We start from the raw sequence: 14942 nt of genomic DNA, 5'->3' as shown, positions 1-14942 counted from the left end.
CTGACCGAGACTTGGACATGATCAGCATCACTGGCAGCATTGTGGCTTTGGCCACCCCCATGCTCGACGACGGCGCCATCGACTACCCAGGTCTTCGCCGTTTGGTTGATTGGCATGTGGACCAAGGCACGGATTGCATCGTGGCGGTGGGCACCACCGGAGAGTCACCCACGGTCAGCGTGCAAGAACACTTGGAGATCATCCGGGTCTGCGTTGAGCAGGCCAAAGGGCGCATCCCCATCATGGCGGGCTGCGGTGCCAACTCGACAGCCGAGGCCATCGAACTGGCCCGCCGCGCCAAAGAAGTGGGTGCCGATTGCCAGTTGCAAGTGGTCCCCTATTACAACAAGCCCACCCAAGAAGGCTTGTTCCAACATTTCCAAGCCATCGCACAAGCGGTGGATCTGCCTTTGGTGCTGTACAACGTTCCGGGCCGCACCGTGGCCGATATGCAGCACGACACGGTGATGCGTTTGGCCCAAGTGCCCGGCATTGTCGGCATCAAAGAGGCCACCGGAAACATTGAACGCGCCCAATGGCTGATCCGCGAAGCCCCCAAGGGCTTTGCCATTTATTCGGGCGACGACCCCACCGCCGTGGCCCTGATGATGTGCGGCGGACAAGGCAATATCAGCGTGACGGCCAATGTGGCCCCGGCCTTGATGCACCAATTGTGCGTGGCGGCTTTGGCGGGCGACCACCGCACCGCCATGGACATCCAGTTCAAGCTCATGCCTTTGCACAAACACTTGTTTGTCGAAGCCAACCCCATCCCACTCAAATGGGCGATGGCCAAGTTAGGCCTGTGTGGCCCTGCCATGCGCTTGCCTTTGACCCCCTTGTCCTCCCAGTACCACGCGGTGGTGGAGTCTGCTTTGCGCGCCAGCGGCCTGCTGGCCTGAGCCCCTCATCCATGAAACACCCCATGACCCGTTTTGCCTCGATTTCCTTGCGAATGAGCCCATGGCTGCTCTGCGCCGTGCTGGCTGGGTGTGGCAGTGTCATCCCCGACTCCAAAGTGGATTACAAAACCCAAGGTGAAGCCAAGGGTGCCAAACTCGATGTGCCGCCTGACCTGAGCCAAATTGGCCGTGAATCCCGCTACGCCTTACCGGGTGTGGGGGTCAGCGCCAATGACTTCAACAACAGCCGCAACGCACAACGTGGCAACGCTGTGACCAACGCCTTGGGCGATGTGCGCTTGGAGCGTGTGGGCAGTGACCGCTGGTTGGTGGTCGGCCGCTCGGTGGATCAGATCTACCCCATCGTGCGTGACTTCTGGAAAGAAAGCGGGTTCACCTTCACCCAGGAAAATCCTGTTTTGGGTCTTTTAGAGACCGAATGGGCCGAAAACCGAGCCAAGTTGCCGCAAGATGTGATCCGCCGCACCTTGGGCAAAGTGCTGGACGGTCTGTATTCCACGGGTGAGCGCGACAAATACCGCACCCAACTGGAACCCCTGACTGCACAATCCACTGAAATCCGCATCAGCCACCGGGGCATGGTCGAGGTCTACACCAGCGTGGTGAAAGACGCCACCGTCTGGCAACCCCGGCCCAGCGACCCGGGCTTGGAAAACGAGTTCCTGCGCCGTTTGATGCTCAAGCTCGGTGCCCCCGCCCAGCAAGCCGATCAAGCGGTGGCACAGGCCAACCTACCCAACACCTCGGCCAAAGCTGAGAACATTGCCGGCCAAACCTCCATCTTTTTGAACGAAGGTTTTGACATCGCCTGGCGCCGCGTTGGCTTGGCCCTGGACCGCACGGGCTTCACCGTTGAAGACCGCGACCGCCGCACTGGTACCTACTTTGTGCGCTTTGTGGACACACCCAACGACAAAGAAGGCAACTTCTTGACCCGCATGTTCAAAGCCAAAAAAGTTCCGGTGCCGGTGAAATACCGCATCGCCATCACGGCCCAAGCCAGCGGCGGCAGCCGCGCCGTGGTGCTCAGCATCGACGGGCAAAACGAGTCCAGCCCAGCCAGCCAAAAAATCGCCAAGTTGCTGCTCGACGAACTCAAATAACCCCTCACCCGCCCGATGCCGGGTTGTTCAGACACAAAAAAGCCACCCGAAGGTGGCTTTTTTGTGATCTGAAAAAAAGAATTACTTCTTTTCGCCAGCAGGTGCAGCAGCAGGTGCGGCGGGTGCAGCGGCTGCATCAGCAGCAGGTGCGGGGGCAGAAGCGTCAGCAGCCGGTGCGGGTGCAGCAGCGGGAGCCGGTGCGGGTGCAGGAGCGGGGGCTTCTTTTTTGCCACAAGCGACCAAAGCGGCGGCCATCAGGGCGGCCAAGAGGATTGATTTTTTCATGTTGATTTCCTTTGAAGGGGTAGATAAAACTCATTTGTTGGAACCGCCACACCTGGGCGTGGCCGAGCCGATGGACTCAGAAGCTTCCTCAACTCAGCCTCTGATTATAGGGTAAATCCCGGGTTCTATCCCGTCAGGACGGCCAGCTTGGCGACACGCGCCCCAAGCAGGTGCATCGGAAGGCCGCCTCAGATCGGGTGACACCAACCTTGGTCACCCCATTCGCGCAACAAAGCCTTGGCTGCTGGGCTGGCCGATCGCCATTGGGCCTGATCCAATCCGCGCTGATCGGCCAAGGCCCGCATCAAACGGGCATCGGCACCACTGGCGCGCCAGCTCTCACCGTTGAGGTAAATGTGTCCGTCGTCGTACAACATGCGGCTGCACGCATCCAGCACCCAAGCCCGAATGCGCCGGGGTGCAGGGCGCGGCTCAAACCAGACCTGTGCCTTGGGTTCGGTCATCACCTCGCCCAATGCCTGGTGCAGGGCATGGGGCTGGTCCAGCATGTGTTGCACCGCCTTGTGGGCAAAGGCTTGCAAATCCGCTGGCATTTGGGCCGGGTGCGACACCGCCGCCTGCTGGGGGTCGGTGTACAAACGGGTGGGGAGCTCATCCTCGCAGTGCTCGGACAAACGCTGCAACACATCGCGCCCCAATTCGGCCATGGCGGGGGCCCGAAAGCCCACCGAATAGGTCATGCACTCGCCCACCGCTGTGCCTTCGTGCGCATAGCGGGGCGGCAGGTAAAGCATGTCTCCGGGGTTGAGCACCACGTCCCAGCGCGGCTGAAATTTAGACAAAATTTTCAGCGGCATGCCCGGTTGCAAAGACAAATCTTTTTGCGGGCCGTAGCGCCAACGCCGTTGTCCTTGGGCTTGCATCAAAAACACGTCGTAGCTGTCAAAGTGCGGCCCCACCCCACCGCCATCGCTGGCCCAACTGACCATCAAATCGTCCAAGCGGGCGTCGGGCACAAAGCGAAAGGCTTGCAAAAAATCAGCCGCCGCTTGGGCATGCAAATCCACGCCTTGCACCAGCAGCGTCCAATGGGGTTGGGCAAAAGCCGGGCGCTGGCGTGCGCTCAAAGGCCCGTGGCGCATCTGCCAGTCACGGCCTTTGCCTTGCACCAGGCGTGAACCCACCTCAGGGCTGGCCGCCAGTTCAAACAATTGCTTGCGTGAAAGCAAAGGCTGGAATTGGGGGAAAGCTTGTCGCACCAGCAAGGGCTTTTTTTGCCAATACCGCTGCATGAACTCGCTGGCTGTGAGGCCGCCGAGCATGGCCAAAGGTTGTTGCGTTTGCATGAGGCCATGATAGGTGCAGGCGCAAACTGCGACAATTCGGCCCATGAAAATCACATCCCCTTGCGTGGTCGCACTGACCTGGACTTTGAAAGACTCTTTGGGCGAAGTCCTGGACGAATTGACCGATCCGGTCGAGTTCATGGTGGGCGGCGAAGATTTGCTCGCCAAAATCGAACAATCCATGCTCGGCCTGGGTGCAGGCGACAAACTCAAACTGCACCTCGAGCCGGAGGATGCGTTTGGCCTGTTCAATGAAGCGCTGGTGTTTTTGGAGTCACGCGCCTTGTTCCCACCCGAGTTGGAAGTGGGCATGACCATCGAAGGCCATGCCCTGCCGGTGGGCTGCAACCCGGACGCGCCCAGCGATATTTTTTACACCGTCACCGACCTGTACCCCGATCACGTGGTGCTCGATGGCAACCACCCACTGGCGGGTTTATCTCTGTACATCGACATTCGCATCGCCGACGTGCGCGAAGCCAGCGTGGATGAGGTTGGGCGCGGCAGTGCCGGCACCGGCTTTTTCAAAATCGTGCCCCAAGCGCCTGGCGGCGCGAGCTTGCAATGAAATCAGGCCGTGCCGGTTGATCCGTAGCCGCCCGCACCGCGCTGGGTGGCTTGGTCAAAGTCTTGCACCACCCGAAAACTGGCCTGCACCACCGGCACGATGACCAGCTGGGCCAAGCGCTCCATGGGAGCCAGGGTGTATGCGGTGGGGCTGCGGTTCCAGGCACTCACCATCAAGGGACCTTGGTAGTCGCTGTCAATCAAACCCACCAAATTGCCCAACACAATGCCGTGCTTGTGGCCCAAACCCGAGCGCGGCAAGATCATGGCCGCATACGCCGGGTCCGCCAAGTGGATGGCCAAACCCGTGGACACCAACTGCCAGGCATTGGGCGCCAGCACCAGTGGTGCGTCGATGCAAGCGCGCAAATCCAAGCCCGCGCTGCCCGGGGTGGCGTATTCAGGCATTTGATCCGCCAAGCGCGGATCCAAAATTTTCACGTCAATTTTCATGGGGTTTTCGGGGCCAAGCGAGTGGCCAGATCGTGGATCAATTGGCGTGCCAAATCGGCCTTGCTGGCACGTGGGAGTTCGCGGTGTCCGTGCTCGTCCACCAGCAGCAAAGCGTTGTCGTCTTGGCCAAAGGTGTCGGGGCCAATGTTGCCCACCAGCAAAGGCACATTTTTGCGCGCCCGTTTGGCCTGGGCGTGGACCAGCAGGTTTTCGCTTTCAGCCGCAAAGCCCACACAAAACAAACGACCGCTGCGCGCACGCGCGCTGGCAGCCACGGTGGCCAAGATGTCGGGGTTTTCCAAAAAACGCAAAGCTGGTGGCGCGGCCCCCGCCTCTTTTTTGATTTTTTGCCCCGCCGCCTGATCCACCCGCCAATCGGCAATGGCCGCAGCCGCCACAAACACATCGGACTGTTCCGCCTGCGCCAGCACCGCCGCATGCATTTGTTCGGCGCTGACCACATCGATGCGCTGCACGCCATGGGGTGTGGGCAAGGCCACGGGCCCAGCCACCAAGGTCACCATGGCACCGGCATCGGCCGCCGCACGGGCAATGGCAAAGCCCATCTTGCCGCTGGAGCGGTTGGTTATGCCGCGCACCGGGTCAATGGCTTCATAGGTGGGGCCGGCATTGACCAGCACCCGCCGGCCTTGCAACACCTTGGGCGCAAAAAAAGCTTCCAAACTGTGGAGCAATTCATCGGCTTCGAGCATGCGCCCGTCGCCCACCTCGCCACAGGCTTGGTCCCCCTGGCCCACGCCCAGCACGGTGCAACCATCGGCGCGCAACTGCGCCACATTGCGCTGGGTGGCCGGGTGCGCCCACATTTCGCGGTTCATGGCCGGGGCCAACAGCAAAGGCACGCGCTCGATGGGCCGGGCCAGACACGCCAGGCTGAGCAAGTCGTCGGCACGCCCATGCAGCAGTTTGGCCATGAAATCCGCACTCGCTGGGGCCACCAAGATGGCGTCGGCCGCTCGGGTGAGGTTGATGTGGGCCATGTTGTTGTCTTGGCGGGCGTCCCATTGAGACATATATACCGCTTGGCCCGACAAGGCCTGCATGGTGACCGGTGTGATGAAGGCCGAGGCCGCCTCGGTCATCACCACCTGCACGCTGGCACCGGCCTTGACCAAGGCGCGGCACAGCTCAGCGGCCTTGTAGCAGGCAATGCCCCCGCTCAAGCCCAGCACGATGTTTTTGCCATTCAAAATGCCCATGGCCGCAATGTAGCAGAGCGCCCCCATATAATCACCGCTTACCACCACCCGGGACTTCAGCATCCCGTACCTGACATGACCCAATTTGTCTTCGTCACCGGCGGTGTGGTGTCTTCCCTGGGTAAGGGAATCGCCTCAGCCTCCTTAGCTGCGATTCTTGAGTCGCGAGGCCTCAAAGTCACTTTGATCAAGCTCGATCCTTACATCAACGTGGATCCGGGCACCATGTCCCCGTTCCAGCATGGCGAAGTTTTCGTCACCGATGATGGCGCCGAGACCGATCTGGACTTGGGCCATTACGAGCGGTTCATCACCACGCGAATGCGCCGCACCAACAACTTCACCACCGGCCAAATTTACAAAAGCGTGCTTGAAAAAGAGCGCCGGGGCGACTACCTGGGCAAAACCGTTCAGGTCATTCCGCACATCACCAACGAAATCCAAGATTACGTGCGCCGGGGTGCGGGCATAGGCACGCCGGACGCGGTGGACGTGGCGATTGTTGAAATTGGTGGCACCGTGGGCGACATCGAGTCCCTGCCGTTTTTGGAAGCCGTGCGCCAAATGAGCCTCAAGCTCGGCCCCAACAATGCGGCTTTTGTGCACCTGACCTATGTGCCATGGATCGCCGCAGCGGGCGAGTTGAAAACCAAACCCACCCAGCACACAGCGCAAAAGTTGCGTGAAATCGGCATCCAGGCCGACGCCTTGCTGTGCCGCGCCGACCGCAAAATTCCGCAAGAAGAGCGCGAAAAAATCTCCCTCTTCTCCAACGTCGCCGAATGGGGCGTGATCTCCATGTGGGACGTGGACACCATCTACAAAGTGCCCCGCATGCTGCACGAACAAGGCTTGGACGCCCTGATCTGCGACAAACTGCGCATCCACACCCCACCCGCCGATCTCAAGCGCTGGGATGCTCTGGTCTACGAGGTCGAGCACCCCCAACACGAAGTCAGCATTGCCATGGTGGGCAAGTATGTGGATTTGTCAGACAGCTACAAATCGCTCAACGAGGCCCTGCGCCACGCCGGTTTGATCAACCATGCGCGGGTCAAAATCGAATACATCGACTCCGAAACCCTGAACACCGAAAACGCTTCGCGCCTGGGCCAGTTCGACGCGGTGTTGGTGCCCGGCGGTTTTGGCAAACGCGGCATTGAAGGCAAAATTTGCGCCGCCCGCTTTGCCCGCGAACAAGGCATTCCTTACCTGGGCATTTGCCTGGGCATGCAAGTGGCCACCATTGAATACGCCCGCCATGTGGCCCACCTCGAAGGTGCCAACAGCACCGAGTTCGAGCCCGACACCCCGCACCCGGTGATCGCCCTCATCAACGAGTGGAAAGACGCCGACGGCAGCATCAAAAAGCGCGATGCCCAGTCCGACCTGGGCGGCACCATGCGCCTGGGGGCCCAAAGCTCAGACGTGCAAACCGGCACCTTGGCGCATCAAATCTACGGCGACGTCGTGACCGAGCGGCACCGCCACCGCTACGAGGCCAATGTCAACTACCTCGATCGCCTGCGCGCGGCCGGCTTGGTGATCTCGGCGCTGACCCAGCGCGAGCAACTCACCGAAATCGTCGAGCTGCCCGCCAGCGTCCACCCCTGGTTCATGGGCGTGCAGTTCCACCCCGAATTCAAATCCACCCCGTGGGACGGCCACCCCTTGTTCAACGCCTACGTCCGTGCAGCCCTGGGCCACAAAAGTGGGCGGCAAAACCTCAAAGCGGTGGCGTGATGCAAACCTTGGCCCTGCGGCAACCGCGCCCCTGCTCCGCGCAGCAAAGCGGCGGCGACATCCCTCTCGATTTCTGAAAGCCCCCCATGAAGTTGTGCGGATTTGATGTTGGCCTGACACGGCCCTTTTTCTTGATCGCAGGCCCCTGCGTCATCGAGTCCGAGCAATTGCAAATGGACACCGCCGGCAGCCTGAAAGAAATCACCGCTGCCCTGGGCATCCCGTTTATTTTCAAAAGCAGCTACGACAAAGCCAACCGCTCCAGCGGCACCAGCTTTCGCGGCCCGGGCATGCAAAAGGGTTTGGAAATTCTGGCCAAAGTGAAAAAAGAACTCGGCCTGCCCATCCTGACCGATGTGCACAACGAGGCTGACATCGCTGCGGTGGCCGCCGTGGTCGATGTGCTGCAAACCCCCGCTTTTTTGTGCCGCCAAACCGACTTCATCCACGCCGTGGCCCAGTCGGGCAGGCCGGTGAACATCAAAAAGGGGCAGTTTTTGGCCCCGCACGACATGAAAAACGTGATCGACAAAGCCCGCGCCGCGGCCCGCGCTGCCGGCTTGAGCGAAGACCGCTTCATGGCCTGCGAACGCGGCGCGTCCTTTGGTTACAACAACCTGGTCAGCGACATGCGCAGCCTGGCCATCATGCGCGAAACCCAAGCCCCGGTGGTGTTTGACGCCACCCACTCGGTGCAGTTGCCCGGCGGCAACGGCACCAGCAGCGGCGGTCAGCGCGAAATGGTGCCAGTGTTAGCCCGCGCCGCGGTGGCCGTGGGCGTGGCCGGTTTGTTCATGGAAACCCACCCCAACCCGGCCCAAGCGCTGAGCGACGGGCCCAACGCCGTCCCCTTGAAACACATGCGCGCATTGCTCGAGAACTTGCAGGCGCTGGACGCGGTGACCAAACGCAACGGCTATTTGGAAGACCAGTTTTCTTTGTGAATTTTTATTAATTGAACCTTTGGAAAGAGTGACATGAGTGCAATTGTGGATATCGTCGGTCGAGAGGTGCTGGACAGCCGTGGCAACCCCACTGTGGAATGCGACGTCTTGTTGGAGTCCGGCACCATGGGACGCGCCGCCGTTCCGTCGGGCGCGTCCACCGGCAGCCGCGAGGCCATCGAGCTGCGCGACGGCGACCCCAAACGCTACCTGGGCAAAGGCGTGCTCAAAGCCGTCGAACACATCAACACCGACATCGCCGAAGCGGTGCTGGGCCTGGACGCGAGCGAGCAAGCCTTTTTGGACAAAACCCTGATCGACCTGGACGGCACCGACAACAAAGGCCGCTTGGGTGCGAATGCCATGCTGGCCGTATCGATGGCCGTGGCCCGTGCCGCCGCCGAAGAAGCTGGCCTGCCCCTGTACCGCTACTTTGGCGGCATGGGTGGCATGCAAATGCCCGTGCCGATGATGAACGTCATCAACGGCGGTGCCCATGCCAACAACAACCTGGACTTGCAAGAGTTCATGATCATCCCCGTCGGCGCCCCCAGCTTTCGCGAAGCCCTGCGCTACGGCGCCGAGGTGTTCCATGCCCTGAAGAAAATCATGCACGACAAAGGCATGAGCGTGGCCGTGGGCGACGAAGGCGGCTTTGCCCCCAACGTGGACAGCCACGAAGCAGCCATCCAAATGATTTTGCAAGCCATCGAAAACGCCGGTTACACAGCGGGTGAACAAATTGCCTTGGGCCTGGACTGCGCCGCCAGCGAGTTCTACAAAGACGGCCTCTACCACCTGAGCGGCGAAGGCCTGCAACTGACCTCGGCCCAATGGACCGACATGATGGCCACCTGGGTCGACAAATACCCCATCATCAGCATCGAAGACGGCATGTCCGAGGGCGACTGGGACGGCTGGAAAATCCTCACCGACCGTTTGGGTAAAAAAGTGCAATTGGTGGGCGACGACTTGTTTGTCACCAACACCAAAATTTTGCAAGAGGGCATCGACAAAGGCGTGGCCAACTCCATCCTGATCAAGATCAACCAAATCGGTACCCTGACCGAGACCTTCGCTGCCATCGAAATGGCCAAGCGCGCGGGCTACACCGCCGTCATCAGCCACCGCTCGGGCGAGACCGAAGACACCACCATCGCCGACATCGCGGTGGGCACCAATGCCGGGCAAATCAAAACCGGCTCCTTGAGCCGCAGCGACCGCCTGGCCAAATACAACCAGTTGCTGCGCATCGAAGAAGACCTGGGTGAAATCGCCACCTACCCTGGCCGCAAAGCCTTTTACAACCTGCGCTGAACCGAGAGCCCCGCATGCGCCGCCCCCTGCCCCTGATCCTGATCGGCTTGCTGCTGATCTTGCAGGGCCAGTTGTGGCTGGGCCGGGGCAGCTTGCCCTCGGTGTGGCAACTTGGTCAGCAATTGCAGGTGCAGAAAAAACAAAATGCCGTGGCGCAGCGCACCAACGAGCAACTGGTGAGCGAGTTGCGCGACCTGCGCGAGGGCCTGGAAATGGTCGAAGAACAAGCGCGCAAAGAAATCGGCATGGTCAAGCCCAACGAAATTTTTGTGCAAATCGCCAAGTAAACCGACTGCCCCTGCCATGAGCAGCCCCGTTTGGCACCTGGTGTTGGCCGCCGCAGATGGGCCGCTGCTGCAAACCCTGGCCGATCACTTCCGGCCCATCTTGGCGCAAGCCCCCCACGCCCCTGAACTGCTGGCGGTGCAACACCCTGAACAACTCCCGCCCGACATGGAGCCCACATCGGTGGTGCTGATGGCAGCGGGCCCGCCCTTGGCGCTGGCCCACTGGCGCGATTGGCTCCAGCAGCGCCAATGGCCTTACCAAGTGGTGTACGGCTCCGGCACAGAGGCCATGGCACAACTGGCCCATGCCTGGGCCGCTGACGAACGTTTACAAGGTTTGCCCAGTCTGCTGGCCCGTGAAGAACTGGCACCCCGATGGCGCGGTGCCTGCGAGCGCTGCGCCGACCCAGGCTGCGAGCACCGCTTGTTCAGCCAATTGCGCGAACGTTGAACCGCGCGCTTCAGTGCAAAACGGAAGGGCTAGTGGACGGCGCTGCTGGGCTGGGGCCGTCGACAAACAACTGCGCCGTGTCCACCGCGTCGTAGCGGTATTGCTGGCCGCAAAACTCACACCCCACCTCAATCTGGCCTTGCTCGGCCACGATGCTGGCGGCCTCCTCAGCCCCCAGGCTGCGAATCATTTGGCTCACCCGCTCGCGGTGGCAGCTGCACGCAAAGCGCGGCGCCAAAGGCTCAAAGCGGCGCACATCTTCCTGCCAAAACAACCGCCGCAGCAAGGTGTCCACGTCCAAGGTGAGCAGCTCTTCGCTTTGCAAGGTTTGCGCCAAGATGGCGATGCGCGCGTAGTCTTCGTTGCGGCCAATCTCGTCCTCATCGGCCGCGCGCGAATGGGCTGACAAATTGCCCAATCCCTGCACCGGCAGGCGCTGGATCAGCAAACCCGCAGCCACCTCGTCATTGGCAGCCAATACCAAGGTGGTGTCGAGCTGTTCGCTTTGCAGCATGTAATGCGCCAGCACATCGCTGAACCGCGACAGTGGTTGGCGCTGGTCGTCAAACAACGGCACCACCCCTTGGTAGGGCTGCTGACCGGGCAATTTGTCTTTGGGGTCCAGGGTGATGGCGCAACGCGCCTCGTTGTTTTGGTTGACCATCTGCGTCAACCCCGCACCCTCGGGCACGTCCCCGCGCAAGGTGGCGGTGGCGCGCAGGCTCAAATCGGCTTGCACCTCGACCACCGCCAGTTTCACCGGGCCATCGCCCATGATTTGCAGCACCAAGGCGCCATTGAATTTGATGTTGGACTGCATCAGTGCGGCCGCTGCGGTCATCTCACCCAGCAAATGCCTGACCGGCGCTGGATAGGCGCCGCTTTGCAGGTTGTTGGCACGGCGGCGCAAAATTTCTTGCCACACATCGGTCAAGCGCACCACCATGCCGCGCACCGGCAGGCCTTCAAAAACGAACTTGTGCAGCTCTGACATCAGCCGATTTTTTTCATACCCGCTTTGAAGCGTTTGGCGTTTTCCATGTAGCCCCGCGCAGATTGGCGCAAGCCTTCGATTTGCTCGGGCGTGAGCTCGCGCACCACCTTGGCCGGGCTGCCCATGATCAAGCTGCCGGGGGGAAACTCTTTGCCCTCGGTCACCAGCGATCGCGCGCCCACCAAACAGTTTTTGCCAATCTTGGCGCCATTGAGCACCACCGCGCCAATGCCAATCAAACACTCATCGCCCACGGTGCAGCCATGAAGCATCACCTGATGCCCCACCGTCACATGTTTGCCAATCGTCAAAGGCATGCCGACGTCGGCGTGCAACACACTGCCGTCTTGGATGTTGCTGCCCTCGCCCACCGAAATGTCCGAGGTGTCGCCCCGGATCACCGCACCAAACCACACGCTGCTGTCAGCGGCCAGCTTGACACGGCCCATCACCTGCGCGCCCTCAGCGACCCAAGCGCTGGGGTGGATATCGGGGCTGTCGGCGTCGAGTTGGTAAATGGCCATGGTTCGCTCTTTCTCAGAGATAGGATATTCATACAATTGTAAGGATGGAATGCCGACAACTCGCTTTGGACGCCTTGTGCCTGCGCGAGCCTGCGGCCAAGGTTGCCGCTGTGCATGGCCTGTGGTCGCGCATCGACCATTTAGACCTGCACACCGACACAACACTCACGCCCCAGGCACACACCGTGCCGGGGCGGCCCGAGCGCCCAGCCTTGCGTTCGGCCAAAGCGGTGCCCACCCGATCTGTCTTCACACCCCAAGGCATGGCGGCCATGGTGCATGCGGTGTGCCACATCGAGTTCAATGCCATCAACTTGGCCCTGGACGCGGTGTGGCGCTACCCGCAAATGCCCGAAACCTATTACCGCGACTGGTTGCGGGTGGCCCACGAAGAAGCCACCCACTTTGGCCTGCTGCAAACCCACTTGCAAGCGCATGGGCACGCCTATGGCGACTTTGACGCCCACGACGGCCTGTGGGCGATGTGCGAAAAAACCGCCGATGATGTGCTGGCCCGCATGGCCTTGGTGCCGCGCACCCTGGAGGCGCGGGGCTTGGACGCCACGCCCCTCATCCAAGCCAAGTTGCAACGCGCCAACACCCCGCAAGCGCAGGCGGTGGTGGGCATTTTGGACATCATCTTGCGCGACGAAGTCGGCCATGTGGCGATTGGCAACCACTGGTACCGCTGGTTGTGCGCCCAGCGCGGGCTCGACCCCGAAGCCCACTACCCCACCCTGGTGGCGCTTTACGACGCACCCCGCCTCAAGCCCCCGTTCAACGATGCAGCGCGTTTGCAAGCGGGCTTCAGCGCCCAAGAAATTTCTGCCTTGCACACAGCACGTCGCTAACCCAACGCCAACCTCACCCCCTGGGGTGGTGCTGGGCGTGCAAGCTTTTCAGCCGCTCGCGCGCCACATGGGTGTAGATGGTGGTGGTGGAAATATCGGCGTGGCCCAACAGCATTTGCACCGCCCGCAAATCAGCGCCGTGGTTGAGCAAATGGGTGGCAAAGGCGTGGCGCAAGGTGTGCGGCGACAAAGGCGAATCGATGCCCGCTTGCAAAGCGTACTTCTTGACCACATACCAAAACATGGTGCGCGTCATCGCGCCACCGGCCAGGGAGCCGCGCTGGGTCACAAACACCGCGTCGGTGCTGGCGCCGCGCAGCAAGCCGACGCGGGCCTGCGCCAGGTAGCGGTTGAGCCACTCGCGCGCCACCTCGCCAAACGGCACCAAACGCTCTTTGTTGCCCTTGCCCAGCACCTTGAGCACGCCCTCGCTCAGCCCCAAGTGGTGCAGCTTGAGGCCCACCAACTCGCTCACCCGCAGGCCGCTGGCATACATCAACTCGAGCATGGCGCGGTCGCGCACGCCCAGGTCGGTGTCGCTGTTGGGCGCGGACAGCAAGGCCTCCACCTGGGCTTCGGACAGGCCCTTGGGCACGCGCAAGGGCTGCTTGGCCGACAACATGCGCAAGGTCGGGTCGGCACGGGTGAGGTTTTCGCGCAAGCACCAGCGGTAAAAGCGCTTGAACACCGTCAAGCGCCGGTTGGCGGTGCTGGCGCGGGTTTGGTCGTGGCGGTGGGCAAAGTAAGCCTGCAAATGGGCCTCTTGCACGCTCAGCAAATCCACCGCTTGGGGTTGCAACCACTGAGCAAACAAGGCCAAGTCGCGGCGGTAAGCGGCCAAGGTGTTGGCCGACAAACCCGACTCCAGCCACAGTGCATCGGCAAACGCGTCAATGCAGTCGGTGGCCGGGGCGGGGTTCATTCCAAGGTGAGTTTTTGCTGGTCCACCACTTTTTTGTAGACCTCGTACTCGGCCTTCATTTGGGCGGCAAACTGCTCGGGCGTGTTGGCAATGATCAGCGAGCCGGTGTCTTCAATGCGCTTGCGCACCGCTGGGTCTTCCAGGGCCTTGCGCACCCCGGCGTTGATTTTGTCCACCACGTCTTTGGGCAAGCCCTTGGGGCCATAAATGCCGTAATAGGCCATGCGGTTCACCGGCTCCAAGCCCACTTCTTTGAAGGTCGGCACATTGGGCAACACCGCCAAGCGCTGGGGCGCGGCCACCACGATGGGCACCAAGCGGTTGTCTTTGATGAACGGCAAGGCCGAAGGCAGGTTGTCAAAAATCATCGGCACCTGGCCGGCCACGGTGTCGTTGAGGGCGGGGCCTGCACCCCGGTAAGGGATGTGGGTGATGAAGGTTTGCGACAAGCTTTTGAACAGCTCGGTTTGCAGGTGGCCAATGCCGCCAGTGCCCGAAGATGAATACGAATACTTGCCCGGGTTGCGCTTGACCTCGGCCACAAAAGCCTTGTAGTCGCGCGCCGGAAACGATGGGTGCACCGCAATCACATTGGGCGTGGCCGCAATGTTGATGATGGGGGTGAAATCGGTCTGCGCGTTGTAGGGGATCTTGGGGTTGATCGCCGGGTTGGCTGCGGTGGTGGACACCGTCGCCATGCCCAAGCTGTAGCCATCGGGTGCCGACTTGGCGGTCTCCAAAGCACCGACCACGCCGCCGCCACCGGCTTTGTTCTCAATCACCACCGTCTGGCCCAAGGCCTTGCCCAAAGGCTCAGCGATGACCCGCGCAATGATGTCGGTGGTGCCGCCCGGCGCAAAAGGCACTTGCAGTTTGATGGGCTTGCTCGGGTAAGCGCCTTGGGCCCAGGCCCCAGCAGCGGTCACGGCCAGTGCACAAGCGCCCAGCAGGTGTCGTTTCTTGATCATGATCTTGTCCCCTATGATGGTTTACCGGAAGCCGTCATTCTAGGTGGGGGTGCCCGCCACAACATACGCAAATCCACTTAATT

17 protein-coding genes are annotated in these 14942 nt (G+C 61.2%); 9 read left to right on the top strand and 8 right to left on the bottom strand.

Annotated features, from left to right (window positions below; genetic code table 11):
* The first annotated feature begins 17 nt into the window (after positions 1-17).
* On the top strand, positions 18-902 hold the full coding sequence (dapA, locus tag AC8GFZ_RS01550) for a 4-hydroxy-tetrahydrodipicolinate synthase (protein WP_506641663.1): 885 nt from the start codon (positions 18-20) through the stop codon (positions 900-902).
* Between the two features lie 11 nt (positions 903-913).
* A complete protein-coding gene (bamC, locus tag AC8GFZ_RS01545; protein ID WP_506641661.1) occupies positions 914-2026 on the top strand; it encodes an NlpB/DapX family lipoprotein in 1113 nt (370 codons plus the stop codon).
* Positions 2027-2107: 81 nt separating this feature from the next.
* Here the strand turns inward: bamC and AC8GFZ_RS01540 are convergent, their stop codons facing one another.
* Both AC8GFZ_RS01540 and AC8GFZ_RS01535 read right to left on the bottom strand, forming a co-directional pair.
* Complete coding sequence (locus AC8GFZ_RS01540; protein ID WP_506641659.1) at positions 2108-2311, bottom strand: hypothetical protein; 204 nt, start codon at positions 2309-2311, stop codon at positions 2108-2110.
* A gap of 188 nt (positions 2312-2499) precedes the next feature.
* Positions 2500-3618 (bottom strand): JmjC domain-containing protein, encoded by a 1119-nt coding sequence (locus tag AC8GFZ_RS01535; RefSeq protein ID WP_506641657.1) that lies wholly within the window; start codon positions 3616-3618, stop codon positions 2500-2502.
* A 43-nt stretch (positions 3619-3661) separates the two neighbouring features.
* On the opposite strand from AC8GFZ_RS01535, the gene AC8GFZ_RS01530 reads away from it, so the two are divergent.
* Entirely contained in the window at positions 3662-4186 is a 525-nt protein-coding gene (locus AC8GFZ_RS01530; RefSeq protein WP_506641655.1) for an FKBP-type peptidyl-prolyl cis-trans isomerase, read from the top strand.
* A gap of 2 nt (positions 4187-4188) precedes the next feature.
* Here AC8GFZ_RS01530 and dut read toward each other — a convergent pair whose 3' ends face one another.
* Entirely contained in the window at positions 4189-4638 is a 450-nt protein-coding gene (gene dut / locus AC8GFZ_RS01525) for a dUTP diphosphatase (protein WP_506641653.1), read from the bottom strand.
* The gene (gene coaBC, locus AC8GFZ_RS01520; protein ID WP_506641651.1) at positions 4635-5858 is read right to left on the bottom strand and encodes a bifunctional phosphopantothenoylcysteine decarboxylase/phosphopantothenate--cysteine ligase CoaBC; all 1224 of its coding nucleotides are present in this window, start codon (positions 5856-5858) and stop codon (positions 4635-4637) included. The genes dut and coaBC overlap by 4 nt, the downstream gene beginning before the upstream one ends.
* A 75-nt stretch (positions 5859-5933) precedes the next feature.
* Between coaBC and pyrG the strand changes: the two genes are divergently transcribed.
* From pyrG to AC8GFZ_RS01495, 5 genes are all read left to right on the top strand, one after another.
* Positions 5934-7601: a CTP synthase gene (gene pyrG / locus AC8GFZ_RS01515; RefSeq protein WP_506641648.1), complete on the top strand. Its 1668-nt coding sequence runs from the start codon at positions 5934-5936 to the stop codon at positions 7599-7601.
* Between the two features lie 86 nt (positions 7602-7687).
* Positions 7688-8545, top strand: a complete 858-nt coding sequence (gene kdsA / locus AC8GFZ_RS01510; RefSeq protein WP_506641646.1) for a 3-deoxy-8-phosphooctulonate synthase — start codon at positions 7688-7690, stop codon at positions 8543-8545.
* A gap of 33 nt (positions 8546-8578) precedes the next feature.
* The gene (eno, locus tag AC8GFZ_RS01505; protein WP_506641644.1) at positions 8579-9862 is read left to right on the top strand and encodes a phosphopyruvate hydratase; all 1284 of its coding nucleotides are present in this window, start codon (positions 8579-8581) and stop codon (positions 9860-9862) included.
* Between the two features lie 14 nt (positions 9863-9876).
* Positions 9877-10149 (top strand): septum formation initiator family protein, encoded by a 273-nt coding sequence (locus AC8GFZ_RS01500; protein ID WP_506641642.1) that lies wholly within the window; start codon positions 9877-9879, stop codon positions 10147-10149.
* Positions 10150-10165: 16 nt separating this feature from the next.
* The gene (locus AC8GFZ_RS01495) at positions 10166-10600 is read left to right on the top strand and encodes a hypothetical protein (protein WP_506641640.1); all 435 of its coding nucleotides are present in this window, start codon (positions 10166-10168) and stop codon (positions 10598-10600) included.
* Positions 10601-10610: 10 nt separating this feature from the next.
* On the opposite strand, the gene hslO is transcribed toward AC8GFZ_RS01495, so the two are convergent.
* Positions 10611-11594 (bottom strand): Hsp33 family molecular chaperone HslO, encoded by a 984-nt coding sequence (gene hslO / locus AC8GFZ_RS01490; protein WP_506641638.1) that lies wholly within the window; start codon positions 11592-11594, stop codon positions 10611-10613.
* On the bottom strand, positions 11594-12118 hold the full coding sequence (locus AC8GFZ_RS01485; RefSeq protein WP_506641636.1) for a gamma carbonic anhydrase family protein: 525 nt from the start codon (positions 12116-12118) through the stop codon (positions 11594-11596). The genes hslO and AC8GFZ_RS01485 overlap by 1 nt, the downstream gene beginning before the upstream one ends.
* A gap of 44 nt (positions 12119-12162) precedes the next feature.
* Between AC8GFZ_RS01485 and AC8GFZ_RS01480 the strand changes: the two genes are divergently transcribed.
* On the top strand, positions 12163-12969 hold the full coding sequence (locus AC8GFZ_RS01480; protein ID WP_506641634.1) for a ferritin-like domain-containing protein: 807 nt from the start codon (positions 12163-12165) through the stop codon (positions 12967-12969).
* Between the two features lie 13 nt (positions 12970-12982).
* On the opposite strand, the gene xerD is transcribed toward AC8GFZ_RS01480, so the two are convergent.
* Together xerD and AC8GFZ_RS01470 are read right to left on the bottom strand one after the other, a co-directional pair.
* Entirely contained in the window at positions 12983-13891 is a 909-nt protein-coding gene (gene xerD / locus AC8GFZ_RS01475) for a site-specific tyrosine recombinase XerD (RefSeq protein ID WP_506641632.1), read from the bottom strand.
* Positions 13888-14859 carry a tripartite tricarboxylate transporter substrate binding protein BugE gene (locus AC8GFZ_RS01470; RefSeq protein WP_506641630.1) on the bottom strand — a complete coding sequence of 324 codons (972 nt, stop codon included), beginning with the start codon at positions 14857-14859 and terminating at the stop codon, positions 13888-13890. Before AC8GFZ_RS01470 ends, xerD begins: the two co-directional genes overlap by 4 nt.
* Positions 14860-14942 lie beyond the last annotated feature (83 nt).

This window comes from Limnohabitans rimovensis (SeqCode) (genome assembly GCF_965234775.1).
Classification (GTDB): Bacteria; Pseudomonadota; Gammaproteobacteria; order Burkholderiales; family Burkholderiaceae_C; genus Limnohabitans; species Limnohabitans rimovensis.
Note: the sequence above shows the minus strand (reverse complement) of the source record. Positions and strands in the feature narration are given on the sequence as shown.